Below are 26,635 nucleotides of genomic sequence, written 5' to 3'. Positions count from 1 at the left end.
CTATTCCTCATCTGCGATATTCACAAAGATATCCTCTACAATAGGTTCCTTTTCGATTAATCCTGCATCCTTCAACCATTTAATTGTTTCTTCCCATTGTTGTTGATCCTGACTACCAAATCCTTCTTCTGACTTCATCAGAGGCAATAAAATATCTAAGCTCTGAACTTCAACATCTTTTATAAGCGGAAAGTTGGATTCATCTTGGTTTTTTAATAATATCTGTAGGGCTTCATCTGGATTTTCTGCAGTAAATTGATATCCTTTCGTTGCAGCTCTCCAAAAAGCCTCGATTGATTCATGCTCTTTTTCCCATGTTTGATCACTTGTTACCGCTACGAGCTCATAGTAGTTTGGCACTTCATACTCGGTGGGATTGATGTTACGAGTTTCATGACCTTCATGAGCCAGGACTGGTACCTCATGATTAATATATGCACCAATGACAGCATCTACTTTTTTACTGACAATAGAAGAGCCCAGCTCAAATCCAACATCAATCATTTCAACATTTGCAGGGTTTCCTCCATCTGCTTTTACCATTGAATTTATTAAAGATTCATTTAGAGGGATTCCCGGAAATCCCACGGTTTTTCCTTCTAAATCCTTCGGAGATTGTATCTTGCTATCCTCCAAAAAAATGACACGATTTAAAGGTGAACGAACAATTGCACCTACTGATTTTATCTTAACATCTTGATTTGCTCGAGCAATGATCACATCTGGTTGGTAGGAAATACCTAAAGTGATTTTTCCTGCAGCAGCTAAATTAATAGGGTCTGTAGGGTTTGCCGGGAATTGAATATCTACATTCAGTCCTTCTTCTTCAAAGTATCCATTTTCTTTTGCAATGTATAAAAAGCTATGAACAGCATTCGGATACCAATCAAGCATTATACTAATATCCTTTAATTCTTCTTTCCCTGCTTCACCACCTGTTTCAGTTGTACTAGTTTTGTTGGAACATGCTGATAAAATAACTAAAGATAAACCTATGAACAATACGAAAGCTTTTTTCAATTTGTTTTCCTCCATTTAAACATCTTTTTTTCAATGAGTGTTACAATAAGGAATAATCCAATTCCTACTAATGAGAGAATGACAATTGGAGCAAATACACCAGCTCCATCAAATTGAGTCATCATTCTTCTGCTAAAATAGCCTAAACCCGCTTGAGCTCCAATCCATTCACCAATTGCAGCACCTATTACACTTAATGTAACAGCGACCTTTAACCCTGATAAAAAGTACGGTGCACACCCGGGAATCTGAAGCTTAAAAAAAATATCTTTTTTACTCGCTCCCATTGTCAATAGCATTTCTTTATATTCCTTGCTTGTTGCTTTAAGTCCATCATATGTATTTACCGTTATAGGGAAAAACGTAATAAGAATAGTCACAACAACTTTACTCCAAATTGAGTAACCAAACCAAAGAACAAATATCGGGGCAAGTGCAATAATTGGTATGGTTTGAGATGAAATAATCAAAGGATATAACGTTTTTTCAACCGTACTACTTACACTCATCCAAATTGCCAGACCAACTCCAAAGAAAATTGATAAACTTAACCCGATGATGATAATTAGAAAGGTAGCAGGTAAATGCTCTAAAAATAATGATTCTTTTAGGTCCCAAATTTTCACAATTACATCTGTTGGTGTAGGAAGGATAAAGCCCATATTCAGAAATACTGCGCCTATTTCCCAGACGACTAATAGCAGGATGATAAGACTAAATGAGGCACCATATTTATGTATCCAACTCATAGTTTCTGCCTCATTCGCAACTCATCCAATAGTTCATCTTTTAATTGGAGAATATCTGGGTGATTCAAGTCTTTTATATTTCTTGGTCGAAGTAACGGAATCTTTATTTCTTTTAATTTCGTTGTAGGTGATTCAGAAAACACAAAAATACGATCTGATAAAAATAATGCCTCATTCACATCATGAGTAATAAACAAAATCGTTTCGTTCCGCTTTTGCCATTGAGCTAATAACCACTCCTGAAGTGATAATTTTGTGATTGCATCTAATGCACTGAAAGGCTCATCAAGTAATAGAATGTTAGACCCGCTTAATATTGTTCTTAAAAAGGATACACGTTGCCTCATTCCTCCTGACAAATCACTTGGAAAATGTTTTTCCACTCCTTTAAGACCAAACTCATCCAATAGCATGATCACTTTTTTATATGCCTCCCGCTTTTTCAGCCCTTTAATCTCAAGTGGGAGTGCTGCATTTTCTACAATTGTCCGCCAAGGTAAGAGTAAATCTTGTTGAGGCATGTATCCTACCTGTCCCAGTCTATTGATAACAAGCTGATTTCGCAGAAAAATCTCACCTTCACTTGGTTGTTCCAATCCTGTGATTAATTTAAATAATGTACTTTTTCCAGATCCGCTTGGCCCTAGAAAACTGATAAATTCCCCCTCATATAGCTCCAAGTTCAGGTTTTTAAGAATCGGCTTTTGCAAGGAATCTTTTTCGTAGTGAAAACTAATATTATTAAATTGTAGTATTTTATTAGTCATTAATCGGCCACATCTCTTCATGATACGCCATATCCCAAAACATATATTCAAAGCGAGTAGTATTCAGAAAGATTTCTTCTAATTTACGTAACTCGGGTTCTGGTTTCCCTTTTGCATGCTCATCCATTAAATCAATGCACCAAGTGGCAAGCTGACCAAACTCAGCTGAAGCATACATTGTAATCCACTCACCGTACAATTCATGGTCACACGCTTCCTTCTTTTTCGCTAAATCCTTGCCTATCTCCCAGTAGCTCCACATGCAAGGAAGCAAAGCAGCAACTAACTCAGCAAGTGTTCCGTTTTGACTTACATGTAACATATAATGTGTATAGGCGAGAGTTGTTGGAGAAGGTTTTGCTTCTTCTAGTTCTTTCGTTGTAATGCCAAATTTTTTCGCATATTGTCTATGAAGTTCCATCTCTTCATTTAATGTAGAATGTAACAATTCAGCAAAGCGTGCCATTGTCTTCACATCTGTTGCTTTAACTGCACCTAATGCAAATACCTTCGCATATTCAATTAAGTACAAATAATCCTGAATCATATAAAATCTAAACTTTTCTTTTGCAAGTGTTCCATCTCCCATCCCTTGAACAAAGGGATGAGCATGATTTTGTTCCCAAATAGGCTTCACTTTATCATAAAGTCTCTGACTAAATGTCATTTAGGACATTCCCTTCTCTTTTTTATCTGTATGACTCCATTCATAAATAAACATTAAAATCGATTTTGTGAATTCAACTAATTCATCTATAGACAATTGTTCGTTTACAGAATGGGCATGATGCAATTTTCCCGGTCCATATATAACTGTCGGAATTCCTGCCTCTGCCAACCATCCCCCATCTGTTACTGTTGGAGAAACATCTACAATTGCTGGTTTTTGTAAAACTGATTCATGTGTAGATACTAATAGCTTTACAGCAGGATGGATTGGATCTACTTCTAATGAGGGAAAAATCTCTCCTCTATCTATAATCATTGATTTGCCACCCCATTTAAAGTGCGGTGGATGATCTCTAAGCCACGGATCAGACTTTGCAACATGCAGAATATGCTCTTCAATTTCCTGAATAATCTTTTGATGTGATTCATTCGGGTAATAGTGAACTGTGATCCATAAACGACATTCATCAGCGATAAAGGCAGCATGTCGTCCCCCTTCAATTACTGCCGGATTAATCGTATTTGTGCCAGGTAAAAAACCAGGATAGCTTTTTGTCACAGCCCAATGACGCTCGAGCTCCTGAAGTCCTTGTATAATCTTTGTCATTTTTTCAATTGCACTTGCTGCAAAAAGATTTCCACCTGCATGGATCATTTGACGTCTTGTCGCATCATGATAAGTTTGTGAGCTTTTGACTGTAATCCATCCAGTAATAACTCCACCTTGACCTTGAATATGTAAATCACTTGTATCAACCACAACTGCAAAGTCAGCAGTATAACCTCTATTGCAACATTCTAAAGTCCCTGCCTCTCCAACTTCTTCTCCAATTACAGATTGAAAAATAAGATCACCGGGAAGTTCAATACCTTGCTCATGTAATAATTGAATAGCAAACAATGCGCCAGCCAATCCGCCTTTCATGTCTGCCGCACCACGACCGACAATCATTCCATCCTTTACAATAGGAATAAAAGGATTTGTTTCCCATTGTTCATCTTCATGTACCTCAGCTACATCAATATGTCCATTAATAATTAGGCTTTTATAAGAAGCAGACTGAGTACCTTTCTTAACACCAACAACGTTTGGGTCATTTGGATATACATCCCATTTATCAATTAAAAAACCTTTACGCTTTAAAAAATCTGCAATAAACAGTTGTGCTTCCCCTGTATTTCGAGCCGGCGGTGCAGGGGTTTTAAATTCAATTAGCTTTTGAACGAAAGAAACCAACTCATCTTTACGTTCATGAACACTTTCAACTAATTGTGTAATCGATTTTTCCATGCAAACTCTCCTCCTTTTTTTCAAATAAAAAACCACTTCTATTTGAGAAGTGGTTTGAATGGCATAAAATAATGGTAAAAGACTAGAGCATCAAGTCTACAAATCTACCAAATATGTACTCAAACACCGCTTCCCTCCGCTAGTATTATCTAGATCAGGTAATAAGGGTCAAGGCGTTTGCCTCTCTCAGCTTTAACAGCTCCCCTAGTGGTGATTCTATAGATATAAAATTAGTTGATTCTCATTATTTTTAACATAATCTTTCCTTTTTGGCAATGCTATATTGTTATTGTGTAGCAGAAAAATGATCTTTCACAGCTTGTTTCTGATCTAATATGTGAAACAAAAAACCAAATAAGGAGGCTAATATTTGTTGGAATAACATCCCCAGAACAACGGGTACCGCGACTGCTGCCGGAAAATACTGAACAGCAATGACTGCACCGGCACTAATATTGCGCATACCGCCTGTAAACAACATCACAACCTGTGTCTCCCTGTCTCTTTTAAATAAAATTCCTAATCCCCATGCAATAACATACCCTAAGCATGCCAGAAAAAACACTGTTAACGCGATTAATATTAATTTAACACTAAATTCTTTTATATAAGGAGAGATAACAGCTCCGTTTATCATAACGACAGTGGCAAGAGCAAGCTTTGAAAACGGTGCTAATGTTTTGCCAGCCTTAACACTTTTCCCTTTCGTAAGATGATTTGTCAACATACCTAAAAGCGAAGGAATAACAACCATAAAGAATAATCCATACATAATATCCATGACATTAATTTGTACATTTTGACCAACAAAAAGAGATAGTGTAAATGGCACTAAAAAAGGTGACAACATGGTATCAAATAAAATAATGGATAAAGCAAGTCCAATATTCCCTTTATAAATCGTTACCCATATGAAGCTTGTAATTCCTGTTGGAATGACAGAAGCTAAGACAAAACCGGTAATTGTTAAATGATCATTAGGATAAAAACTTTGGCCGACTAACCAAGCAATTAAAGGCATAATTAAATGCAATAACAAAATAATCACAAATAATGGGAGGGGTTTTTTAATGACTCCTTTAAGTGATGAAAAATTTGACCCGAGACTGCCTGTTAACGTCATAAAGGCAAATAACCATGGAATGAGAAATGTTAAAGCTAACAGCTTATCTGCTAGTAACACACCTGTTACTACACTGATTGGTGTAATGACAGGCATCCACTTTTCAAGCTGTCGATTTATTTTATATAGCATAATGCATTCTCCTATTCGGAAAAATATCATGATGAAAAACTATGTCTATGCAATTGTACCAGAAAGTAGAAGTCATTTGTGCTTTCAAATGACTATCATCTACAAGATGTAAAAAATTTCTATATCTTTCCTTTATTAAATTGCGATGATTTACGAAATTTTACGCAAAATAAACGTAATGAATGCTAGCAATGGAGTTGAAGGAAGTTGAAAAAAACCTTAGTTATTTGCTTATTTCTTTTATCCCTAACTTATAAACATACATATGGAATAACAGGCGATAAGGCATCTGTTCATCCCATTAGCTTTGAACCGGAACTACCTATTTGGGAAGAAGTGAAGAAAGTGATTCCCCGTCAATCTACGTTTACAGTCATTGATGTGGATACCGGAAAGAAATTTGATGTTCAAAGAAGAGCTGGAAGCGGTCATGCCGATGTACAACCTTTAACAAAAGAAGATACAGTTATTATGAAAGCAATTTATAACGGCAATTGGAGCTGGCGGCGACGTGCCGTTCTTATTCAAGTCAAAGACCGTCTTATTCCTGCTTCAATGCATGGAATGCCACATGGAGCAGGAGCACTCCAAAATGGTTTTCCCGGTCATTTTTGCATTCACTTTTCAGAAAGTAAAACACATCGAACAGGTAAACTGGATTTGTCACATCATATTATGATCTTAAAGGCTGCAGGAAAATTTGATGAATATGTCTCAACACTAACACCTGAACAATCATTAGAAGTATTTCTGTTAACTGTTAAAAACAATGATAAAGAATTAAGTAAGAAAATGGTTTTATCCAATCATAAAAATCTAAATCAATCATTTGTATTTTTAAATGATATTGAAGGAATGCAATGGTCAATAAAAGAGACAAGCCAAGATGCTCCACCCTCCCTCTCCAAAAAAGTCTCTGCTGATATAAAAATTTACTTAAAGACTGTAGGTCCAGTGAAAGTGAAACAAACCTTTACCTTAGTGAGAATCTCCCCGTTTTCCTCATGGAAGGTTATAGTTGACCCTTTCTTGGAAAAAATACCGAAATCCTAGATCCAGGAAGAAATCGGAGGTTGAATTTATTTGTATATGTTACTTGCACTATTCATGCTGATCGGACAACCTGTAGAAGTATCTGATAATCTGTCGATCACTTATGAAGGAAAAGAAATCAAATCATTGCATCGTTCTGAAGTTGCTCTTTCTCCTTTTCATTATGATTTTATTGATGAATCAAAATTTAATGTGTTAACTGATTCATTAGAATCCAACGTTTTCAGAGAACCGATAAACGCGTCTCTAGATCCTCATGGACGACTAATTAGTGAAAAAACGGGGCTAAAATTAAATCGTGAATTGTGGAAGAAAACATTTTATACACGCTATTTTTCCGAAGGCCCTTCAACAATTGAATTACCAACAGAAACACTTTATCCAAAGGTAGATAGCGAACTCCTTTCTTCTATTAAGGAAAAGATGGTTGGTCAATATGTCACTTTCTTTAATAGCAGAAATGGAGAAAGAACTCATAATATTAAATTGGCGTCAGATGCTATAAATAATTATGTTATCTTTCCCGGAGAGATTTTCTCGTTTAATGCAGTGGTAGGTAAAAGAACAGTCGAAAAAGGTTACTTACCAGCTCCAGTAATAGTTAGAGGAGAATTATCCGAAGGGATTGGAGGGGGAATTTGTCAAGTATCATCAACCCTTTTCAATGCAGTAGATAAAGCCGGTGTCAAGATTCTCGAGCGATACTCTCATAGTCGGAAAGTTCCATACGTACCTCCAAATCGGGACGCAACTGTTAGTTGGTATGGACCAGATTTCACATTTAAGAACGAATATAATCAACCTTTACTTGTCCGTTCCAAGGTGATTGGTGGACAACTTATTGTCACCATTTTTTCTTCTGATACAATTCAAATTCAATAACAGAAAAAGGATCAGGTCTCTCTTCTACCATGAGCTCCTGATCCTTATGCTTATGTTTTACTTTCTAAAGGCTTTCAGCCCTTCATTTAGTGATTTTGTCTGGTTATAAACTTCTTTATAAAGTGTAAAAAGTTCTTTATATTTTTCAACATTCTCTGGAATTGGTTCATATGTTTTTTCAGGCTGAATGAAGATATCAGCAATTCTTTGTAATGATTCAGCCCAACCTGCTCCATATGCCGCAAGAATGGCAGCACCAATACCCGGTCCTTGCTCACTTTTTAACTTGATAATTTTAGCGTTGAAAACATCTGCTTGAATTTGGAGCCATGTATCATTTTTTGCTCCCCCGCCTATTGAAATTACACTCCCTATTTCTTTTCCGCTTTCACGGAAAATATTTATTGACTCATTAAGTGAAAATGTAATTCCCTCTATAACAGCACGTGCAAAATCCTTTTTCTTATGTGATCCTTCCATTCCAATAAAGCTGGCCCGTATCGTAGGATCGGCATGAGGAGTTCTTTCACCTACCAAGTATGGAGTAAACAGCAAACCATTTGATCCAACTGGTACATCTCCAATCCCGTCTAACAAAGCCTCAAATGATTCATTCTCAGCAAATACATCCTTAAACCAGCTTAAACTATATCCAGCTGCAAGTGTAACCCCCATCGTATAGAAGGCATTTTCTTTTCCATGATTAAAATAATGAACTTTTCCTGAAAAGTCACGATCATTACGTTCTTCGTATGATAGTACAACACCTGATGTACCTACACTACAAAGGGTATTACCTTCCGATAAAATACCTGAACCAATTGCACCACATGCATTATCAGCACCACCGGCAAATACCTTTGTTTCTGTTGAAAGACCGGTTTGACGGGCATATTCCTCGGTAATTTGACCCACACATTCATGTGATTCTACCAATGGCGGACAAAAATCAATATTCAGTTCGAATAAATCACAAATATCTTGACTCCATGTCTTCTCTCCGACATTTAACAATAATGTTCCTGCCGCATCTGAATATTCACTATGTACCTTTCCAGTCATACGAAAGCGAAGATAATCCTTCGGTAGCATAAATACAGCTGCTTTTTCAAAAATTTGAGGTTCATGCTCTTTAACCCATAAAATTTTAGGTAGTGTAAATCCTTCCAATGCCGGATTTTTTGTTATGTCTAGTAAGCGCTCAGTACCGACAACCTCATAAATTCTTTGACATTGATCAGTTGTTCTTACATCATTCCAAAGGATAGCATTTCTTAAAACTTGATTGTTGTTATCAAGAAGAACGAGTCCATGCATTTGTCCTGAAAAACTAATCCCTTCAATATCAGCCACATTACCTTTGAATTTTTGAACAAGTTCGGCAAGTCCTTCTCTTGTTTTTTCAACCCATTGCTCGGGTTCCTGCTCACTGTAACCTGACTTTTCATGAATCAAAGGATAGGATTTTGAAACTTCTTGTGCAATTGTTCCTTGTTGATCCATTAATATTACTTTTACTGCACTTGTACCTAAATCGACCCCAATTACATATTTCATATTGTCTCCCCCATTGTTTCTTATTTATCAAAATAAATTTATACTTCTTATCAACGGTATAATTCTCGTGTAAGTAAACCCTTACAATACTGATCTGTTGATGTGTCTACTACTCCAAAAACTAGTTAAAATTATATCATTGAGAGTAAAGTTTGTCTATCCATTAAACTAAGTTTGTACTATAATAAAAAGTAGAATAACATTGAAAATAGGTGAAGCATTTGAAGTCTATTACTTGGAATCAGCAAGTTGTAAAGAAAAATAATACAGCGCTTGTTTTTCAAACGATTACCCAGCAGGAGCCCATTTCAAGAGCAGATATTGCCCAGCAATCTGGATTAAATAAAGCAACAGTCTCCTCACTTGTAAATGAGTTGTTAGAAAAAGAGTTAGTGTATGAATCTGGTCCAGGTGAATCAAGTGGTGGACGCAGGCCGGTTCTCCTTCACTACCATTCAACAGCTGGCTATTCAATTGGAATTGATCTAGGCGTGAATTATATTCTGGGTGTTGTCACTGACCTAAAAGGAAGTATTGTCATTGAACATCATGTAAAAGTGAAAAATACTGATTTTCTGGCAGTGAACGAACAGATAAGAAATATGATTATTTTTTTAATGAAAGATCTACCCAACACACCTTATGGAGTTGTCGGGATCGGGATCGGGATACCCGGAATTGTCGATAAACAAGGAAACATCCTCCTTGCACCAAACCTCGGATGGAAAAATTGCGAAATAAAATCATTATTAGAGGAAGAATTTCAGCTACCGGTTATCATTATGAATGAAGCCAATGCAGGAGCATATGGCGAAAAGCAATTTGGTGTTGGACATGACTATAAAGATATTGTGTATGTAAGTGCAGGGATTGGAATTGGTGTTGGTTTAATTCTTAACAATGAATTATACCAGGGCCTTAATGGATTCTCTGGTGAGCTTGGTCATATGGTCATTGAAATAAATGGTATTCCTTGCAGATGTGGCAGTAGGGGCTGTTGGGAAACATATGCTTCTGAGCATGCACTCCTAAAACGATCAGAAACAGAGATTAGCCTAGAAGAATTAATTACCATGGCAAAGGAAAAAGACGAAAAGGCTATATCACTTTTTCATGAAATTGGAACTTATCTCGGCTATGGAATCAATAATATTATCAATACTTTTAATCCTGAGCAAATCATTATTGGTAATCGATTAGCAATGGCCGAAGAGTGGATAAAACAGCCAGTTTTAGATATTGTTTACTCTCAATCACTCTTTTTCCAGCAACAGGATTTACAGATTGATTTTTCAAAGCATTCTACCCACTCAGCTGCACTAGGTGTTGCAGCACTTACAACTGAGAGTTTTATCCATAGAGAATTACAGGAATTTTAAACGTAGTTCTTGCTTCTCTGAAACAATTCCATCTTAATAGCACAAAAAAATCCGGATTCCTATTGGAAACCGGATTGTTTGTTATAAAGGGTTTTGCCGCGATTGCCGCATCGTAAAATTATAGAGTTTTAAACCACCACTCCTACAAGTGGGTGTTCGCAGAAGGTTTCGTATCGTCCTCAACATAATGGAGGCATGATATTCCGACTTCAATGTAAAACTCCCTATTTCAGCTTAAAGGTTAAAACTTTATAAAGGATGCGTACAGCGCAGCTTGTATAGTTATAATACTAGAAATAATAGATGAATGCAATAGGATATTTTGACATTTTTCATGTTCATGTTGATTTTATCGTTTCGATTAGTAGCTTCATAAGCTCTTCTGAAGGTAGTACACTTTCTCCGCCTCCCTGGACAAAAGAAGGTCTTCCTCCTCCTTTTCCATGAATCAATGGTAATACTGCCTTTAACACTATGTTCAAATTAATGTCTACGTCATCAGTACGTGCACAAACAATCTGAATTTTATCTTGTTGCTTACAAATGAGAGTAACGATAAGGTTAGATTGGTTTGTTACCAGATCCTTCGCAAGATTTTGCAAGTCTTCGATTGGTCTGTCCTGAAAAACTTCTTTAACTAAAAATTGTTCAGATAAGGGCTCTGCTTTCAAAAAAAGCTCCTTAGCTTCAAATTGAATAGTCTTTGTGGTTAGTTCATTAACTTTGTCTTCTAAATGTTTTGTTGTTTGCAGAAGTCTATCAACGGCCACATCTAATTGTTCCTGTGGAGCACTAAGTTGTGAGCTTAGTTTTTGAATGATTTCATGCTTCTTATTCAGTTGTTTCAGTACTCTATTACCACAAACAAAATGAACACGTACTAGCTTTTTCTGTTTTTCATAATGGAGAATCTTTAAAGCACTGATCTCACCTGTAGATTCCGGATGTGTACCACCACAACCGTTATAATCAATTTCAGGAATGACTACAAGGCGAATATTTTCAGAGACAGCCAGATCTTTACGAAGAGTATATGTCAATAATTCTTCAGTATCCTTAATCCACTTCGTATGAATAGGTCGATTTTCCAAAATAAGTTGATTTGTTAACTCCTCAGCCATCTGTATCTCTTCGGTTGTAAGAGTTTTAGTATCAAGATCAATTGTAGACAGTTCCTTTCCGAGGTGAAAACTTTTCGTTTTATACCCAAGCTGATCCTCAAAAACTGCTGTTAAAAGGTGTTGACCTGCATGTTGCTGCATATGATCAAAACGACGTTTCCAATCAATTTGACCAACAATTGCTTCCATTTCTGTTGAAGGTCCTTCAAAGTAGTGTCGCAACTCTCCTTCTACTTCCTCTACATCTATAACACTTTTTCCGTTTATTGTTCCAGTGTCGTGCGGCTGTCCTCCTCCAGTCGGAAAGAAGGCTGTTTCCTTTAAAACAATATAATTTCTACCATTATCATCGATCCCTCTTTTCTCAACTTCCGAGTTAAAAGACGTTTGGTAGGCATCGTCATAAAACAATTTTCTCGTCATATACTAACACTCACTTTAATAGAGATTTATTTTTACTATAGCATAGATTCAGCCGATACTAGAAAAACTATAAACAAAGGGGGGAATGTGATGGCAAAGCGAAACAAGTTACTTGTCCCTGAGTCGAGAGATCAAGTAAATCAATTAAAGGCAAAAGTAGCAAACAGTAACACCGCAAATGAAGCAAAATTTGAGGCAGCAAAAGAACTGGGAATTCCATTAAGTGATGGAAATAATGGGGATTTAACATCTAAACAAGCCGGCAAAATAGGCGGGAAGCTCGGGGGCAATATGGTTCGAGAAATGATAAAATTAGCAGAACAGCAGTTGAAGCAGAAATAAAGTAGAAAAAGGATGAAATGTTTTTAACACTTCATCCTTTTTCATGTTGTTATTTTAATTGTAATAACTCATCAATCTCTGTAACTGTTTCATTCGGGAGATGATGTGTTTGTGGTTTTCTTTTTCGATGATTGAACCAAATACAATTCCACCCTGCTTCTATTGGTGGGACAATATCATTTTCCCATGTATCACCAATATATAGACATTTACTTGGAGTAAGATTTAATTTTATTTGAACATATTCGAATACTCGTTTATCTGGTTTAGCAATCCCTATACCATCAGAAACAAACATTCGTTCTTCAGGTATGATACGATCAATCCCTAAGGCGATTAATTTCTTCATCTGATGAGCAACAGGTCCATTTGTAATAACACCAACAACCTTCCCCTTGTCCTGCAGAGACGTAAGAAGGGACGGTATTTCTGAAAATGGTGTAATTATCTTTTGCTCATATTCATAACGTTCTTGAATAGCTATGGCTTTTTCTTTTGATAATAAGATACCGAAGTCTTTACATGCAGAAGTTAGCCTCTCAATTCGAAGCTCTTCTAAATTAAGTGATCCTTTTACATGAAGCTTCCATAGCACATCACTATAATAGCGTACTTGTTTATAAAACGGTACGATTTGTGATTTTTCCAATTCTATTTGCTGGTTTATTAACGCTTTTTCGAAAGGTAATAATTGATCATATAAAGTATCATCCAAATCAAAAAAGACAGAATCTGCACTTGTAATACTATGCATGTTGATGCGCTCCAGTATGTTCATTCCAAAATTTTAACATCGTGTAGCGGCTTCTTATTTTATGAGCATTCTTAACACTTTCGATCACTAACTGTTCGTCAATTCCTAAATCCCGTGGTTTAACTGCACCACCCAGCTTTCCTAGTTGATCACCAATGTAAGAACTTTCCGGTAATGAAGCTAAAACAGTTAATATCTCATCTCGGTTTTCTAACACTTTCAATAATTCGTCTGTTTTTCCAGCAGGAAGTGCTTCTAACTGTTGCTTACTAGCAACAAGTTCTTTGAATCTCTTTTTATACAAATCTAGAATAACCTGTGAAGAAACACCGACCTTAGCTCCATGCAAAACCTGTGGCTTTTGTTGTTGAAGAAACTTCATTTCCCAAAAATGGGACACATGATGTTCACCACCTGATGCCGGAGATGAATGACCGACGATTAGCATAGCATAGCCTGATTGAATCAAAGCTTCAATGAGAATCCTGATTCCTTTACGATCACCTTGAGCAATTTCATTAACATGATTTTCGCATTCTTTCAACGCTTCTCTCGTTAATCTAGCAGATAACGGGCAATATGGCTCTCCATTTACCAGATGGGAAAACCTCCAATCTGCTAGTGATGTATACTTACCAATCATATCCCCAAATCCCGCAGCAATCATTTCTTTGGGAGCAGCTTGTAGAATTGATATATCAGCAAATAATGCAATGGGAGTTTGCATTTGATACGTGGTTTTCATTCCTTTAATAACAACAGGTGCTCCCATTGAGTTAAATCCGTCCACTGAAGGTGCTGTGGGGACTGAGATAAATGGTTTTCCCATTTTATAGCTGGAGAATCTCGTGATATCATGAATTGTTCCCGCTCCAACAGCAATAACAACATCAGTCTCTTGTGGTATACCAAGCATGGCCTCAATTAATGAGACCTCATCAGCCACTACATCACCTTGATCATTTGGTTGAATAACAACAACTTGATGAGGAATAGTAGATTCTATAAGCAGAGAGGTAAGCTTTTTTCCTGCGACTTGATAAGTTGTTGAGTCAGCAACGACTGTTACATGTTGAAAGTTCTTTTCTGACAGATATGTAATTGTTTCTGTTAAGGCATTATGGCTAATGACCACCTTTTCGATGGCCACATCAATATGCTTGTTTCCACATGTACATGCTTTCGATTGTTCCTTTAAATCATTTAGTGTAATCACTACACATCCCCCTTAGTTTTTCGGTTTTCGAACCAAAATCAAAAAATAAATCAAATTAAATGATTAGTTGGGATAGATCTTGTTGAATTTCGAATAACTAACTCAGGCTCATAGATTTTTTGATTATTCTCCACGATTTTCCTTTCGCGGTTTTCTACTGCTGCAACAATCCATTGTGCCGCTTCCAATCCCATCTCTGTTTTTGGATGAGTAACAGATGTAATTTTCGTTTCAGATGCTTCTGCAAGGTACGAATCATCATATCCTACAATTGAAATATCTTCAGGTACCTTTAATTCAAGTTCCCGTAAAACATTCAACACACTAATCGCTATTTCATCATTGTAGCAAACAATTCCTGTTGGCTTCTTTTCTTCTGAAATGAGGACATCTTTTAGTTTGTTGACTAAAATTTTGTCTTTCTCCTCAGTGGTATATGTAATGATCATCTCGGGAAAAAATGAGATTTCATTTTCACGAAAAGCTCTAATAAACCCTTGCATCCTGTTTAACCCCTGAATATCATCACTTTTAAAGAGCCCGATTATTTTTCGATGACCCTGCTTGATCAAATGTTCAGTTGCTATAAAACCACCTTTCTCATCGTTGAGAATGAGATGAGGGGGATTTAATTGTGGATAATATTGATTGATCATTAAATAAGGAATCTCATTTTGTTCCATTTGTAAATAGTAATGAAGATTAGGATTATAGCTGCTGCTTCTCGTTGGCTCAACAATTAACCCATCAATATTACGGCTTAACATTGATTCCAGACATATCCTTTCTTTATCAGGATTGTTGTCAGTACAAGCAAATGTTAAGGAGTAACCATGATCTGATAAATATGATTCTATTCCTTTTATAATAGAAGGAAAGATATAGTCTGTCACATAGGTTGTTATCACACCGATATTTTTGCCAGTTGGGCTTGGATTTTTTTTTCGGCGTTGCGAGACAAAGGTACCCGCTCCCTGCTCACGGTACAACCACCCTTCATGAACTAGATCACCAACAGCTTGTCTTACCGTGTGTCTACTCACTTCAAAAAGTTTCACAAGTTCATTTTCCGAATGAATTTTTTCTCCTGGCAAAACCTTTCCCTCAGTAATCCACTCTTTGACTTTTTGTTTCACCATGCTGACTTTCGTTTGCTGTGCCATTCTGTCACCACTTTCAGCTTGTATGTTTCCGCACTAACTTATTCGTACAACTAATTTCATTATATACTATGAAGCAGACATTTAAAATGACTTGTTGCGAATATTAGTAGAAGATGATTCTGAATAGTAAAAAGGGATCGGCATCAATTGACCGAATCCCTTTTACTTATTTAAGAAGCTTTATTTTTATTATAGATATCAAATGCTACAGCAAGTAGTAATACCAACCCTTTAATACCTTGCTGCCAGTCAATTCCCAATCCTAGTAATGACATCCCGTTATTCATGATTCCCATAACAAGACCGCCGATAATAGCACCAGGAACCGTTCCAATTCCTCCATATGCAGATGCTCCGCCGATAAAGCATGCAGCGATTGCATCTAGTTCAAATAAGTTACCCGCTTTAGGTGTTGCAGCATTTAAACGTGCTGCAAATAATAGACCTGATAGTGCAGAAAGTACACCCATATTAACGAAAACCCAGAATGTCATGCGTTTTGTTTTAATTCCTGATAACTGTGCAGCTTTTTCGTTACCTCCAATTGCATAAACATGACGACCTGCCTTTGTTTTATTTGTAACAAATGTATAAAGAATAATTAAAACTCCGAGGATAATTAAAATATTAGGAATTCCCTCATACGTTGCTAATACATACGTAAAAATGTTTAAAATTGCCACGAGTCCAACAAGTTTTAAAACAAACATACCTGTTGAGGAAACTTCAACATTATATTTCAATTCTGTTCGTCTGCTTTTTATTTGGGTGAAAACATAAATAATTGATAAAGCAAAACCAATAATTAGTGTTAAAACATGGATTGAGCCGCTTCCGATATCAGGGATAAATCCTGAGCTAATTTTTTGGAAAGATTCAGGGAATGGCGCAATGGATTTTCCTTCAAGGACGATCATCGTCGCACCTCTGAACAATAGCATTCCTGCCAATGTTACGATAAACGCTGGAATTTTCACATAAGCGATCCAAAACCCTTGCCATGCGCCGATAATGGCTCCTACTAGTAAAGAGATGATAACTGCCAGGAAGGTTGGCATTTCATAGTTTACCATCAAAATAGCTGATATTGCTCCAACAAAGGCTGCAACAGAACCAACCGATAAGTCAATATGCCCTGTGATAATAACTAATACCATTCCAATAGCCAAAACTAAAATATAGCTATTTTGCAAAATTAAATTTGTAATATTTAGCGGTTTTAATAGTAACCCATCTGTTAAAACTTGAAACAAAATCATAATAAAGACTAATGCAATGATCATGCTATATTGACGCATATTGTTTTGAATTACTGATTTCCAAATTGAGTCATTGTTTAATCCCGGTGTTTTTTGTAGTTGATTTTGCGGTTGCATCATAACTACCTCCTTACCTTACTTTTTGTCATATAAGTCATAAGCTTTTCTTGATTCGCTTCTTCTTTTGTTACTTCACCAGTGATATTTCCCTCATTCATCACATAGATTCGGTCACACATGCCTAATAATTCCGGTAGCTCTGAGGAAATCATAAGAATTCCTTTTCCGGCCATCGCCAGGTCATTGATAATAGAGTAAATTTCATACTTGGCCCCTACATCAATTCCTCGTGTTGGCTCATCTAAAATTAAAATATCCGGTTCAGAGAAAATCCATTTACTTAATACAATCTTTTGTTGATTTCCACCACTTAAATTTCCTGCCTTTTGGTAGATACTCGGTGTTTTTATACGTAATTTCTTTTTATATTCTTCAGCAACCATAATCTCTTTATTTTTGTCTAAGATTGATTGGTTTGAAATTTTATCTAAGCTTGCTAGTGTAATATTTTGTCTAATATCATCCATTAGAATGAGACCGTTTCCTTTACGATCCTCTGAAACATATGCCATCCCTTGGTTAATTGCTGATGTAACATCGTTAAATTCAACTTCTGCTCCATCCTTGAAAATTTGTCCGGTAATCTTCTTTCCATATGATTTCCCGAAGATACTCATAGCAAGCTCTGTACGACCAGCCCCCATTAGTCCGGCAATTCCTACAATTTCTCCCTTTCGAATGGAGATCGTAACATCATCGATTACTTTTCGATCTGAGTGTAAAGGATGATATACATTCCAGTTTTTCACTTCAAAGAATGTTTCTCCGATTTTAGGAGTTCGTTCAGGATAACGGTTAGTTAAATCCCTTCCAACCATGCCTTTTATAATGCGATCTTCCGTAACATTGTCTTTTTTCACATCAAGTGTTTCAATTGTTTGTCCGTCACGTAGAATTGTGATTGAATCCGCTACCCTTTCAATCTCATTTAATTTATGAGAGATGATAATTGCCGACATTCCTTGTTTTTTGAACTCTAACAAAAGATTTAATAGATTTTCACTATCATCTTCATTTAATGAAGCTGTTGGCTCATCAAGGATAAGCAGCTTCACTTCCTTTGATAACGCTTTCGCGATTTCGACTAATTGTTGTTTTCCGACTCCAATGTCATCGACCTTGGTATTTGGTGATTCGGTTAGTCCTACCTTTTGCAGCAATTCACGTGTTTTCATCGCAGTGATATTCCAATTAATGACACCTTTAGAGGCAATTTCGTTTCCGAGAAAAATATTTTCTGCGATTGACAACTCCGAGATCAACGCAAGTTCTTGGTGGATAATGACGATCCCAAGTTCTTCACTTTGTTTTATATTCTTAAACTCACAAACAGAGTCTTTAAATAAAATATCTCCTGTATAAGATCCATGTGGATAAACCCCACTTAATACCTTCATTAAGGTGGATTTACCTGCCCCATTTTCACCGCAAAGAGCATGAATTTCTCCTTCTTTTACTTTTAGGTTCACGTTTTCAAGTGCTTTTACACCCGGAAACTCTTTTGTGATATTCCGCATTTCCAGAATGATCTTTGACATTTTTCCCACCTACATTCAATGTTTTTCTTTCGAATGATTGATCATTGTCCAAGTTGTTCTTCTGTATAATATCCACTTTCGACTAGTACAGAGTCATAGTTAGTTTTATCAACAGAGACTGGTTTTAAAAGGTAGGCTGGAACGACTTTTTCACCATTGTGATATGTTTCAGTATCATTAACTTCTGCTTGTTCGCCGTTCAATAGGGCACTGGCCATTTCTACCGCCTTTTTCGCTAGTTCTCTTGTATCCTTGAACACGGTTTGTGTTTGTCTTTCATTAATGATTGATTTAATTGATGCAAGCTCTGCATCTTGTCCTGTTATGACTGGCATCGGTTGGTCTTCACTTCCATACCCAACTCCACGTAGAGATGAAATAACACCGATACTAATACCATCGTAAGGTGATAGCACAGCATCCACTCGTTCTGATGAGTAATAAGCACTTAATAAGTTGTCCATTCTCGATTGAGCCAAAGCACCATCCCATCTAAGTGTTGCCCCCTGTTGGAATTTTGTTTGTCCACTTTGCACAACCAATTTACCTGAATCAATATATGGCATTAGAATGGACATCGCTCCGTCAAAGAAGAAGTACGCATTATTGTCATCGGGTGACCCTGCGAAAATCTCTATATTGAATGGACCCTCTTCTTCTTTTAAGTTTAGTTGCTCTTCAATATATGTTCCTTGTAAAACCCCAACTTTGAAGTTATCAAACGTAGCATAATAATCTACATATTTGCTGTGCTGGATGAGGCGGTCGTAAGAAATGACTTTAATGCCCCTTTTATTTGCTCTTTCTAATACACTTGATAAGCCTGAACGATCATCAATTGGTGCAATAACTAGTACATCCACACCCTTTGTAATCATATTTTCAATTTGTGCTGTTTGATTTTCTATTATATCTTCGGCATATTGTAAATCTGTTTGATAGCCAAGTTCTTCAAACATTTGCTTCATATTTTCGCCGTCCTTCACCCATCTTTCAGACGATTTGGTTGGCATAGAAATTCCGATAAATCCTTTTGACTCTCCTGTTGTCTTTTCAACTCCACATCCTGCCAGAGAAAAAATGATGACAAATAATAGAATTATTGATAACGTTTTCTTTCCCATGTAGGATTCCCCCTTTCTTAACGAAAAGTGTTCATTCCTGATAGTCGGAACTTCACTTCATTGCATTCATATATTTAATGAATTACCTAAAATATATCACCGCTTACATTTTTGGTCTTTTTAATAAATTAACTATTTTTATAATTATTTAACTTATTTTAAAACGCTTTCAAGAATTCTATTTTTCTCAAAAACTTACTGTCCTAAAATAAAGAGATTAGGTAAAAATTGTTCGTTCTATTGCTCTCCACAATAAAGTTAAAATAAAAGTTATAGGCTACAATCTTTGGAGAAAACAGCAAAAAATGAAGTTTGTAAGAGTTAGATAAACACAAAAAAAGCAGATAAATTTTTACCTGCTTTTCATGTGACTTCTATACCCATTTGTTTTCTGTATTTATTTGGTGAGACACCCATTACTTTTTTAAATGCTGTACTAAAGTAATGTTGTGTGTCATAGCCTACTTGTTCGGCAATCTCAACAATAGGGAGATTGGTTGTATTTAATAAATGAATCGCCCTTTTTATTCTCATGTTTGTTACAAGGTTGACAAAGGAGATGCCTAATTCTTGTTTAATCGTTCTACTTAGATACACTGGTGACACTTGTAAAGTATTTGCGACAAAATCTAAATTAATAGATCGTTCCGAAAAGTGTTCTTCAATATAATCTCTTGCCCTTCGAACGATAGGTGAAATGATAGACTCATTTTCTAAAGATTCCATACAATGTTTATAAGCCGCTGTTAAAGATGCTTGCCTAGAGTCCACTTCCCTTACGGTAAAATGAATGGTCGTTTTCAGACGTTCTTTTAGTGTTTGTTCTGTATTCTCAAATAAACTTCCTGCATGGTCGTTCCATAGAAATAAAATAAACATTCCCATCTCATCACGAAATAAGACGTGATCAGACGCTCCCAACAGTTCTTTTACTTGATCATTAAGTGCTTTCTCAAATTTCTTTTTCTCTTTTTCACTCATTAGCGGTTTATTTGCAAGGTATTCAGAAGCCTGAATGACAGCAATGTGTGTTGGAAAAGTTGACGGTAGCTGTAAAAAAGAAAGCTGGCTTCTTACTTCCTCCTCAGAAAAATTCCCATGTAGCCACTCCTGGCAAAATTGCTCTCTGAAGAGTGATTTATTTCGTTCAATTTGTTGATTTGCTATATCTAGATATTGTTTCTGTTGCAAGGTCTCTTCCAGGTCTTGTCGGACCCGCTCAAGCACTTCTCTTAATTGATTTGGATCAACAGGCTTTAAGATATAATCAACTACGTTTAATCTAACTGCTTCTTGCGCATAAGAAAATTCATCATGGCCTGTAATAATGATGATTTTACTATCAGGCAGCTTTTCACGAACTTGTTTAATTAAAGTAATTCCATCTATGATAGGCATGTTTAAATCTGCCAGAAGGATATCAACAGAATGTTTCACCGCTAATTCAAACGCTTCTTCCCCGTCCTCTGCCTCTCCTTTTACTTCCATTTGAAGTGATGCCCAATCTACTGATTCGCGAATCCCTTCACGAATAACCGGTTCATCATCTGCAATTAAAACGTGTAATAAATGATGATTCACTTTTTGTTCCTCCATTTGAACCTTTATTTCCTATGAATTGGCAGGCGGATAGTCACTGTTGTTCCAACATCGGGAAGGCTATCAATCTGCAATCCATAATTTTCTCCATATGTTAATTTAATTCTTGCTTGAACATTCATCATGCCATAGCCGAAATTAACCTTTTGATCGTGTTCTTTATAAAGAGAATTGAGTCTTTCATTTAGCATTATCAGTTTATCCTTAGAAATTCCCTTCCCATCATCTGTGACCATCAACAATAGACATTCATCAACCTCATTTGCAGTTATTGATATATGACCAGGTCCTTTCCGCTCTTTTATTCCATGGTAGATTGCATTTTCAACAATTGGTTGAAGAATAAGCTTTAGGATTTGAATGTCTTGAAACGTCTCTTTCACGTCAATAGAATATTTTAGTTTATCCCGATATCTCGCTTTTTGGATGCTCAAATAGCTTTGTATATGAGTGATTTCCTCTTTAAGATAAATAATATCATGCCCTTTATTAAGACCAATTCGAAATAATCTTGATAATGCTGTCACAACATCAGAAACATCTTCGGCTCCTCGTTTACGCGCCATCCAGCTAATTGTATCCAATGTGTTATAGAGAAAATGCGGTTTAATGTGTGCTTGAAGACTTCGAAGCTCTGCCTCTCGTTTTTGGCGTTCTTGCTTTTCTGATAATAATAGCAATTCATTTATTTTCTTTATCATATGATTGAAACTTTTACCCAGCATGCCGATTTCATCTTGTCTTCCGCTTTCATATTGAATGGATAAATTTCCAGACTCCACCTCTTTCATCGACGACATCAACTGAAATATAGGCTTTGACATAGAGTTAGATAGATAATATGAGGCTGTAATCCCAAATAAACAAACAAAAAATACAAAACAGATAACATAAAAGTGGATGGTTCTGACCTCATATACAGATTCATCTGTAGAAAAAATGCCAACAGTTGTCCAATTAGTAAACGGAAGTTTTTGATAAATGAATTGAAAGCCTTGATCATCTATAGTTTCAGAAAAGTACCCGGAATCTTCTTCCTCTAATAAACGAGTTGGAGGGTTTACAACTAAAGGATTTGCCGGCGTGTATATGCTCTCTCCATTATGATCAATGACCATTAAATAACCTGACTTCCATAAACGGATATTTTTAGTTGCTTCAGCTATAACACGCAGTTTTAAGTCAATTAATACAACACCCATTACTTTTTGGGTTTCCGGCTCTAATATTGCTCTCACTACCGTCACAACTTCATCATCTTCATAATTTATATGACTTGTTATGTTCCTGTCCTTTGGATGACCGACAATAGTAAAGATCCCTTCATTTTCAACCGCCTCTTTATACCATGACTCTTTTGACAAATTTTTATCGCTCTTAGGATAAAGCTCATTACTGATAAATTGACCGTTGCTATTGACAACCAGTATTCCTGCAATTTCGGGATACAAAGTTGAAAGCCCTTGCATAAATTGTTTTATTGAATACCGTCCATCCTCAGTATTAGGTTGGGTGGAAGTTGTAAGAAACCTTTCAATCTCCGGATCCATAGAAAGTAGATAGCTCACATTTTGCATATTATTCATGTATGATTCGAGTGTTTTATTTACTTGTCCGATCAATTGCAGGGTATGATCAGCTGCCTGTTTTTCTAAAATGCGTTCGACAGTATATCCTGTCAACAACCCTAACCCTATAGAAGGTACAATACTAATCACTAGTAATAACGCAATGACTTTGTGTTTGATTGATAGATTATTTAGTTTATAAAAACGTTGTTTCATCACTTCATCCACTCATTCTTTCCTGAATCAGTTTGCATAATATTCTTGGATATTTTCTTTCGTCACAATCGATACACCTGTATCTACATAATCGGGTAGTTGTTGGTCTTTCTGAATGTCCAGTAATTCATTGTTTTGTTGAAACAAAAATTGAAGAGACCAATATCCCATATTCCAAGTTCCTTGTGCCACTGTTGCTGATATGGATCCGTCACGGATTTTATCCAAGGTTGGTTTATCTGTATCAAAGCTAATGACCTTCATTTCATTTTTATTTTCATCTGTTTGGATCGCCTCAGCTATTCCCACACCACCATTAGCTTCTGTAGCAAAAATCCCTTGTATTTCCGGGTCATTTTTTAACAAATTGGCAGTAACTTCTTCTGAATACAACTCATCACCTTTTCCATCCTTTATCGCAACAACTTCCATCTCAGGATAGTCAGCTTGAATGGTCTCCACAAAACCATCTGTTCGTTCCTGATGATTCAGTTGATTTGGCAGAGTGATAACAGCTACCTTCCCTTTTCCATTCATAAGCTCCGCCATTTTATGAGCGCTAATCTCTCCTGCGGCGAAATTATTTGTACCTACAAACGAAAGCGCTTCACTTGAAGATGCATCTGAATCAAATAAAACAACAGGAATCCCGGCATCCACTGCTTTATTTATCGTTGTATTTAATTTATAGGGATCGATTGCAGAAATCGCAATTCCGGCCGGTTTTCTTGCGATTACCTGCTCTAAAACAGTGATTTGTTCATGAACATCATACTGGGTAGCTCCGCGATACTCGACAGACACATCTAGCTCTTCCGCTGCATCTTCAAATCCTTTTATAGCACTCTTCCAATAATCGATTCCAGCTAAGAATGTAACCATCACATATTTTTCACTTCGGTCTCCTTGAAACCGTTCACTTGAATTTGTATTTGATAAAGTATCCTTTAGGTGGAAATTATACAAGTAGAGAAAAAAGAGTAAAAATAAACATCCATAAACATATAAGAGCTTTTTCAAAAGTTTCACCTCTAGATGTATAGAAATTACATTTTCGCATGTGAGTTTATTATACATTTGTACGTACATTCTTGCACCTAAAAATTAATGACAAGGAATATTTCATATTCTAATAAAACTATTTGTACTCAAAAAATCTGTTCAATAGAAATTTAAATTTAGTGAAACTTTCTAAATTGTCATACGTAATATTAAGAGGAAACATTAGCACAAAAAGTTGAGGTGGATAGATGAGTTTTTTCAGTAGATTATTTGGCAATAAAAGCACAAATCAAAAGCCTGTAGAAGAACGAAATATGTTCAACCTTCAAACAGATGATATTGTCACATATGATTTAGAGGATTATAAAGTAGTCGGAAAAATCAGCTATGATGATCATGGCTTTAAGTGGCATGCCTATCAGCTTGAAGGAACTTCAAAAACACTTTGGTTAAGTGTTGAAATGGATGATGAGCTATACTTAGGAATGTATGAAAAAATAAAACTAAAGCTTCAGGAACCAATTCCTAAAAAAATTGAATTTGAGGGAGTAACCTATTATCTAGATGAATCAGGAACAGCTAGAGTAACAGGAATCGGCCGAAATCAAAACATAAATGGTATGGTATGCCAATATTATGACTATTGTGATGATGATGAAGAAAACTATCTGTCTGTAGAAAAATGGGGCAGTGAAATTGAAGTAAGCCGTGGATATGATATTGAGCAATATGAAATTAAAATTATTGCAAGTAAATAGGAGGATATTATGTTTAAATTATTTAAAAGAGTAAAAACAGTTGTGGATTCAGAATTAAATGCCTTATTGGACAAAGCTGAAGATCCTGTAAAAATGCTTGATCAATTTATGAGAGACATGGAAACTGATATTAGAGAAGCAGAATCAGCTGTTGCAAAACAAATTGCCAATGAAAAAATGTTACAAAAGAAATTTGAAGACGCAGGGAAAATGGTTCAAAAACGTGATGAACAAGCGATTAAAGCCATTGAAGCAGGTAATGATGACCTTGCCAGACGTGCATTAGAAGACAAGAAAATTCACCAGCAAACATTGGATACATTAAAAGAATCGTATGAACGTGCTAAACTTGATTCAGATACATTAAGAAAAAAATTAGATGAAATGAAGGCTGAATATAATGAAATGAAATTGAAAAAGGATTCTCTAAAAGCACGCGCAGAATCTGCAAAAACAAGAACAAAAATCAATCGCACTCTTTCCGGTATCGGCAGTGATGAGTCAAAACGCGGCTTTGAACGTATGGAGGAAAAAGTCCTTCAATATGAAGCTGAAGCTGAAACGAGTGAAGATATGAGATCTTCTAATAAAAGCTTAGATGATGAATTTGCTGCATTAGAAACCAATGATATTGATGATGAACTTGCTGCCCTAAAGAAAAAACTTGGCAAAGAATAAGGAATAGTTTGCAGAGAAAAACTTTCTTGACCTCCGATGCTACCGCATTAGAGGTCTCTCGAGTTTTCAATAAAAGCTTACCCGGAAAGAAGGTGAATCAATGAAAAAGTCACTTCTTTTTATTTTTCTATCTTGTATTCTCCTTTTATCTGCCTGTGGAAGTGAAACACAAGGCTCAACAGGAGGGTCATTTTTTAAAGACGGAATTGCTGACTTCATTAGTAGTACATACATGTTACAAGACGTAGTCTCAAGTCAGGAACGCTCTCAAGAGATTTCTGAAATATATGTAGCTGAGAATAAGTCCATTGATGATGTGGCAAACGAATTGCAAGATTATGAAAAACCTAGAGAAGTTAGTGAGAAAAAAGATGACAAACAAGTTCTGATTTATCAAGATACATTTGTTATCTTAACACCTGATGAAGATAACTCAGCTAATACAATGGTTGAAATCTCCACCTATGACTTTGTACGTAATCATTATAGCCCTGATTTTTTTGATGGATTATTTGTCCTATGGCTATTAGACGATGTTCTTGATGTAGATGATTGGGGTAAAAAACAGCGTAATAAATGTACCTCAAACCAAGATGATTGCTATCAAGGGTACAGTTCTTCCGGTGGATCATTCAAAACAGGCGGTACATCAACCGTAAGAGGCGGAACATCATCTGTCCGTGGTGGCGGACCAGGTACTGGAAAATAAAATTGGAAGGGAATGAAATAATATGGAGCCTTTTATTTTAACGGCAGTTTATTTTATTATTGCAATAGCAATTGTACTTATTGGCTTAATTTTATTTGAATTTATGACGAAAAAATATAAAGATTGGGATGAAATCTTAAATGGTAATCATGCCGTATCCCTTTCAATCGGGGGAAAAATCGTTGGAATTTGTATTGTTCTAGCATTCTCTATTTATCATAGTGCAAGTGTTGTAGATACACTTATTTGGGGTGCTTATGGTGTACTACTTCAGCTAATTGCTTATGTATTATTCGAGCTTTTCACTAGGAATTTTTCTGTAGAGGAACAACTAAAAAAAGGAAACATTTCTGTAGGCATCATTAGTATGTGTGTATCTATCGGATTAGCCTTTGTTATTGGGGCATCGATTACGTAAAGAAT

25 protein-coding genes, 1 other RNA gene and 1 riboswitch are annotated in these 26,635 nt (G+C 36.1%); of the genes, 8 read left to right on the top strand and 18 right to left on the bottom strand.

Going from position 1 to position 26,635, the window contains the following annotated elements; all coding sequences use genetic code 11:
• The 6 genes from LC095_RS08845 to LC095_RS08820 all read right to left on the bottom strand — a co-directional run bounded on the left by LC095_RS08845 (nt 1) and on the right by LC095_RS08820 (nt 5,751).
• A complete protein-coding gene (locus LC095_RS08845) occupies nt 1-1,035 on the bottom strand; it encodes an ABC transporter substrate-binding protein (RefSeq protein ID WP_319005785.1) in 1,035 nt (344 codons plus the stop codon).
• Nucleotides 1,017-1,769: an ABC transporter permease gene (locus LC095_RS08840; RefSeq protein WP_226527818.1), complete on the bottom strand. Its 753-nt coding sequence runs from the start codon at nt 1,767-1,769 to the stop codon at nt 1,017-1,019. The genes LC095_RS08845 and LC095_RS08840 overlap by 19 nt, the downstream gene beginning before the upstream one ends.
• Nucleotides 1,766-2,536 (bottom strand): ABC transporter ATP-binding protein, encoded by a 771-nt coding sequence (locus tag LC095_RS08835; RefSeq protein WP_226527817.1) that lies wholly within the window; start codon nt 2,534-2,536, stop codon nt 1,766-1,768. The genes LC095_RS08840 and LC095_RS08835 overlap by 4 nt, the downstream gene beginning before the upstream one ends.
• On the bottom strand, nt 2,529-3,203 hold the full coding sequence (gene tenA, locus LC095_RS08830) for a thiaminase II (protein ID WP_226527815.1): 675 nt from the start codon (nt 3,201-3,203) through the stop codon (nt 2,529-2,531). Before tenA ends, LC095_RS08835 begins: the two co-directional genes overlap by 8 nt.
• The gene (locus tag LC095_RS08825) at nt 3,204-4,496 is read right to left on the bottom strand and encodes an acetylornithine deacetylase (RefSeq protein WP_226527814.1); all 1,293 of its coding nucleotides are present in this window, start codon (nt 4,494-4,496) and stop codon (nt 3,204-3,206) included.
• A 114-nt stretch (nt 4,497-4,610) separates the two neighbouring features.
• A riboswitch (TPP riboswitch) is annotated at nt 4,611-4,712 on the bottom strand.
• Nucleotides 4,713-4,782: 70 nt separating this feature from the next.
• On the bottom strand, nt 4,783-5,751 hold the full coding sequence (locus LC095_RS08820) for a bile acid:sodium symporter family protein (protein WP_226527813.1): 969 nt from the start codon (nt 5,749-5,751) through the stop codon (nt 4,783-4,785).
• 207 nt (nt 5,752-5,958) lie between these two features.
• Here LC095_RS08820 and LC095_RS08815 point away from each other — a divergent pair, with 207 nt between their 5' ends.
• Together LC095_RS08815 and LC095_RS08810 are read left to right on the top strand one after the other, a co-directional pair.
• Nucleotides 5,959-6,804, top strand: coding sequence for a hypothetical protein (locus tag LC095_RS08815; RefSeq protein ID WP_226527812.1), 846 nt, complete (start codon nt 5,959-5,961; stop codon nt 6,802-6,804).
• A 36-nt stretch (nt 6,805-6,840) separates the two neighbouring features.
• The gene (locus tag LC095_RS08810) at nt 6,841-7,686 is read left to right on the top strand and encodes a VanW family protein (RefSeq protein ID WP_226527846.1); all 846 of its coding nucleotides are present in this window, start codon (nt 6,841-6,843) and stop codon (nt 7,684-7,686) included.
• 57 nt (nt 7,687-7,743) lie between these two features.
• Here LC095_RS08810 and xylB read toward each other — a convergent pair whose 3' ends face one another.
• Nucleotides 7,744-9,243 (bottom strand): xylulokinase, encoded by a 1,500-nt coding sequence (gene xylB, locus LC095_RS08805; RefSeq protein ID WP_226527811.1) that lies wholly within the window; start codon nt 9,241-9,243, stop codon nt 7,744-7,746.
• 221 nt (nt 9,244-9,464) lie between these two features.
• Here xylB and LC095_RS08800 point away from each other — a divergent pair, with 221 nt between their 5' ends.
• Nucleotides 9,465-10,622, top strand: coding sequence for an ROK family transcriptional regulator (locus LC095_RS08800; RefSeq protein ID WP_226527809.1), 1,158 nt, complete (start codon nt 9,465-9,467; stop codon nt 10,620-10,622).
• An 89-nt stretch (nt 10,623-10,711) separates the two neighbouring features.
• Here the strand turns inward: LC095_RS08800 and ssrS are convergent.
• Together ssrS and LC095_RS08790 are read right to left on the bottom strand one after the other, a co-directional pair.
• Nucleotides 10,712-10,901, bottom strand: a non-coding RNA gene (gene ssrS, locus LC095_RS08795) — 6S RNA.
• Between the two features lie 59 nt (nt 10,902-10,960).
• On the bottom strand, nt 10,961-12,166 hold the full coding sequence (locus tag LC095_RS08790) for an alanyl-tRNA editing protein (RefSeq protein WP_226527808.1): 1,206 nt from the start codon (nt 12,164-12,166) through the stop codon (nt 10,961-10,963).
• Nucleotides 12,167-12,256: 90 nt separating this feature from the next.
• On the opposite strand from LC095_RS08790, the gene LC095_RS08785 reads away from it, so the two are divergent.
• Entirely contained in the window at nt 12,257-12,508 is a 252-nt protein-coding gene (locus LC095_RS08785; RefSeq protein WP_226527807.1) for an alpha/beta-type small acid-soluble spore protein, read from the top strand.
• Nucleotides 12,509-12,557: 49 nt separating this feature from the next.
• Here LC095_RS08785 and LC095_RS08780 read toward each other — a convergent pair whose 3' ends face one another.
• From LC095_RS08780 to LC095_RS08740, 9 genes are all read right to left on the bottom strand, one after another.
• Complete coding sequence (locus tag LC095_RS08780; protein ID WP_226527806.1) at nt 12,558-13,262, bottom strand: HAD family hydrolase; 705 nt, start codon at nt 13,260-13,262, stop codon at nt 12,558-12,560.
• Nucleotides 13,255-14,478, bottom strand: a complete 1,224-nt coding sequence (locus LC095_RS08775; RefSeq protein ID WP_226527805.1) for a sn-glycerol-1-phosphate dehydrogenase — start codon at nt 14,476-14,478, stop codon at nt 13,255-13,257. Before LC095_RS08775 ends, LC095_RS08780 begins: the two co-directional genes overlap by 8 nt.
• Before the next feature lie 50 nt (nt 14,479-14,528).
• Nucleotides 14,529-15,641 (bottom strand): GntR family transcriptional regulator, encoded by a 1,113-nt coding sequence (locus LC095_RS08770; protein WP_226527804.1) that lies wholly within the window; start codon nt 15,639-15,641, stop codon nt 14,529-14,531.
• A 170-nt stretch (nt 15,642-15,811) separates the two neighbouring features.
• Complete coding sequence (gene mmsB, locus LC095_RS08765; RefSeq protein ID WP_319005787.1) at nt 15,812-16,939, bottom strand: multiple monosaccharide ABC transporter permease; 1,128 nt, start codon at nt 16,937-16,939, stop codon at nt 15,812-15,814.
• Nucleotides 16,940-17,022: 83 nt separating this feature from the next.
• A complete protein-coding gene (gene mmsA, locus LC095_RS08760) occupies nt 17,023-18,558 on the bottom strand; it encodes a multiple monosaccharide ABC transporter ATP-binding protein (protein ID WP_226527803.1) in 1,536 nt (511 codons plus the stop codon).
• Between the two features lie 41 nt (nt 18,559-18,599).
• Entirely contained in the window at nt 18,600-19,682 is a 1,083-nt protein-coding gene (gene chvE / locus LC095_RS08755) for a multiple monosaccharide ABC transporter substrate-binding protein (RefSeq protein WP_226527801.1), read from the bottom strand.
• Between the two features lie 363 nt (nt 19,683-20,045).
• Entirely contained in the window at nt 20,046-21,263 is a 1,218-nt protein-coding gene (locus LC095_RS08750) for a response regulator (RefSeq protein ID WP_226527800.1), read from the bottom strand.
• 23 nt (nt 21,264-21,286) lie between these two features.
• Complete coding sequence (locus LC095_RS08745; RefSeq protein WP_226527799.1) at nt 21,287-23,065, bottom strand: sensor histidine kinase; 1,779 nt, start codon at nt 23,063-23,065, stop codon at nt 21,287-21,289.
• A gap of 27 nt (nt 23,066-23,092) precedes the next feature.
• The gene (locus tag LC095_RS08740) at nt 23,093-24,085 is read right to left on the bottom strand and encodes a substrate-binding domain-containing protein (protein WP_226527798.1); all 993 of its coding nucleotides are present in this window, start codon (nt 24,083-24,085) and stop codon (nt 23,093-23,095) included.
• A gap of 230 nt (nt 24,086-24,315) precedes the next feature.
• Between LC095_RS08740 and LC095_RS08735 the strand changes: the two genes are divergently transcribed.
• From LC095_RS08735 to LC095_RS08720, 4 genes are all read left to right on the top strand, one after another.
• Nucleotides 24,316-24,825: a DUF4178 domain-containing protein gene (locus tag LC095_RS08735; RefSeq protein ID WP_226527797.1), complete on the top strand. Its 510-nt coding sequence runs from the start codon at nt 24,316-24,318 to the stop codon at nt 24,823-24,825.
• A gap of 9 nt (nt 24,826-24,834) precedes the next feature.
• A complete protein-coding gene (locus LC095_RS08730; protein ID WP_226527796.1) occupies nt 24,835-25,503 on the top strand; it encodes a PspA/IM30 family protein in 669 nt (222 codons plus the stop codon).
• Nucleotides 25,504-25,603: 100 nt separating this feature from the next.
• On the top strand, nt 25,604-26,212 hold the full coding sequence (locus tag LC095_RS08725; protein ID WP_226527795.1) for a DUF4247 domain-containing protein: 609 nt from the start codon (nt 25,604-25,606) through the stop codon (nt 26,210-26,212).
• Nucleotides 26,213-26,234: 22 nt separating this feature from the next.
• On the top strand, nt 26,235-26,630 hold the full coding sequence (locus LC095_RS08720; protein WP_226527794.1) for a DUF350 domain-containing protein: 396 nt from the start codon (nt 26,235-26,237) through the stop codon (nt 26,628-26,630).
• Nucleotides 26,631-26,635 lie beyond the last annotated feature (5 nt).

Source organism: Metabacillus niabensis, from assembly GCF_020524345.1.
GTDB classification, from domain to species: Bacteria; Bacillota; Bacilli; order Bacillales; family Bacillaceae; genus Metabacillus; species Metabacillus niabensis_B.
This window is presented reverse-complemented; position numbering and strand designations above follow the sequence as displayed.

Coding starts and splice junctions, on each gene's coding strand:
- LC095_RS08785 (WP_226527807.1), top strand. CDS start 12,257: ATGGCAAAGCGAAACAAGTTACTTGTCCCTGAGTCGAGAGATCAAGTA.
- LC095_RS08770 (WP_226527804.1), bottom strand. CDS start 15,641: ATGGCACAGCAAACGAAAGTCAGCATGGTGAAACAAAAAGTCAAAGAG.
- LC095_RS08845 (WP_319005785.1), bottom strand. CDS start 1,035: ATGGAGGAAAACAAATTGAAAAAAGCTTTCGTATTGTTCATAGGTTTA.
- mmsB (WP_319005787.1), bottom strand. CDS start 16,939: ATGCGTCAATATAGCATGATCATTGCATTAGTCTTTATTATGATTTTG.
- tenA (WP_226527815.1), bottom strand. CDS start 3,203: ATGACATTTAGTCAGAGACTTTATGATAAAGTGAAGCCTATTTGGGAA.
- LC095_RS08780 (WP_226527806.1), bottom strand. CDS start 13,262: ATGCATAGTATTACAAGTGCAGATTCTGTCTTTTTTGATTTGGATGAT.
- LC095_RS08790 (WP_226527808.1), bottom strand. CDS start 12,166: ATGACGAGAAAATTGTTTTATGACGATGCCTACCAAACGTCTTTTAAC.
- LC095_RS08825 (WP_226527814.1), bottom strand. CDS start 4,496: ATGGAAAAATCGATTACACAATTAGTTGAAAGTGTTCATGAACGTAAA.
- LC095_RS08840 (WP_226527818.1), bottom strand. CDS start 1,769: ATGAGTTGGATACATAAATATGGTGCCTCATTTAGTCTTATCATCCTG.
- LC095_RS08735 (WP_226527797.1), top strand. CDS start 24,316: ATGAGTTTTTTCAGTAGATTATTTGGCAATAAAAGCACAAATCAAAAG.
- LC095_RS08720 (WP_226527794.1), top strand. CDS start 26,235: ATGGAGCCTTTTATTTTAACGGCAGTTTATTTTATTATTGCAATAGCA.
- LC095_RS08810 (WP_226527846.1), top strand. CDS start 6,841: ATGTTACTTGCACTATTCATGCTGATCGGACAACCTGTAGAAGTATCT.
- LC095_RS08835 (WP_226527817.1), bottom strand. CDS start 2,536: ATGACTAATAAAATACTACAATTTAATAATATTAGTTTTCACTACGAA.
- LC095_RS08745 (WP_226527799.1), bottom strand. CDS start 23,065: ATGAAACAACGTTTTTATAAACTAAATAATCTATCAATCAAACACAAA.
- LC095_RS08820 (WP_226527813.1), bottom strand. CDS start 5,751: ATGCTATATAAAATAAATCGACAGCTTGAAAAGTGGATGCCTGTCATT.
- mmsA (WP_226527803.1), bottom strand. CDS start 18,558: ATGTCAAAGATCATTCTGGAAATGCGGAATATCACAAAAGAGTTTCCG.
- LC095_RS08730 (WP_226527796.1), top strand. CDS start 24,835: ATGTTTAAATTATTTAAAAGAGTAAAAACAGTTGTGGATTCAGAATTA.
- xylB (WP_226527811.1), bottom strand. CDS start 9,243: ATGAAATATGTAATTGGGGTCGATTTAGGTACAAGTGCAGTAAAAGTA.
- LC095_RS08725 (WP_226527795.1), top strand. CDS start 25,604: ATGAAAAAGTCACTTCTTTTTATTTTTCTATCTTGTATTCTCCTTTTA.
- chvE (WP_226527801.1), bottom strand. CDS start 19,682: ATGGGAAAGAAAACGTTATCAATAATTCTATTATTTGTCATCATTTTT.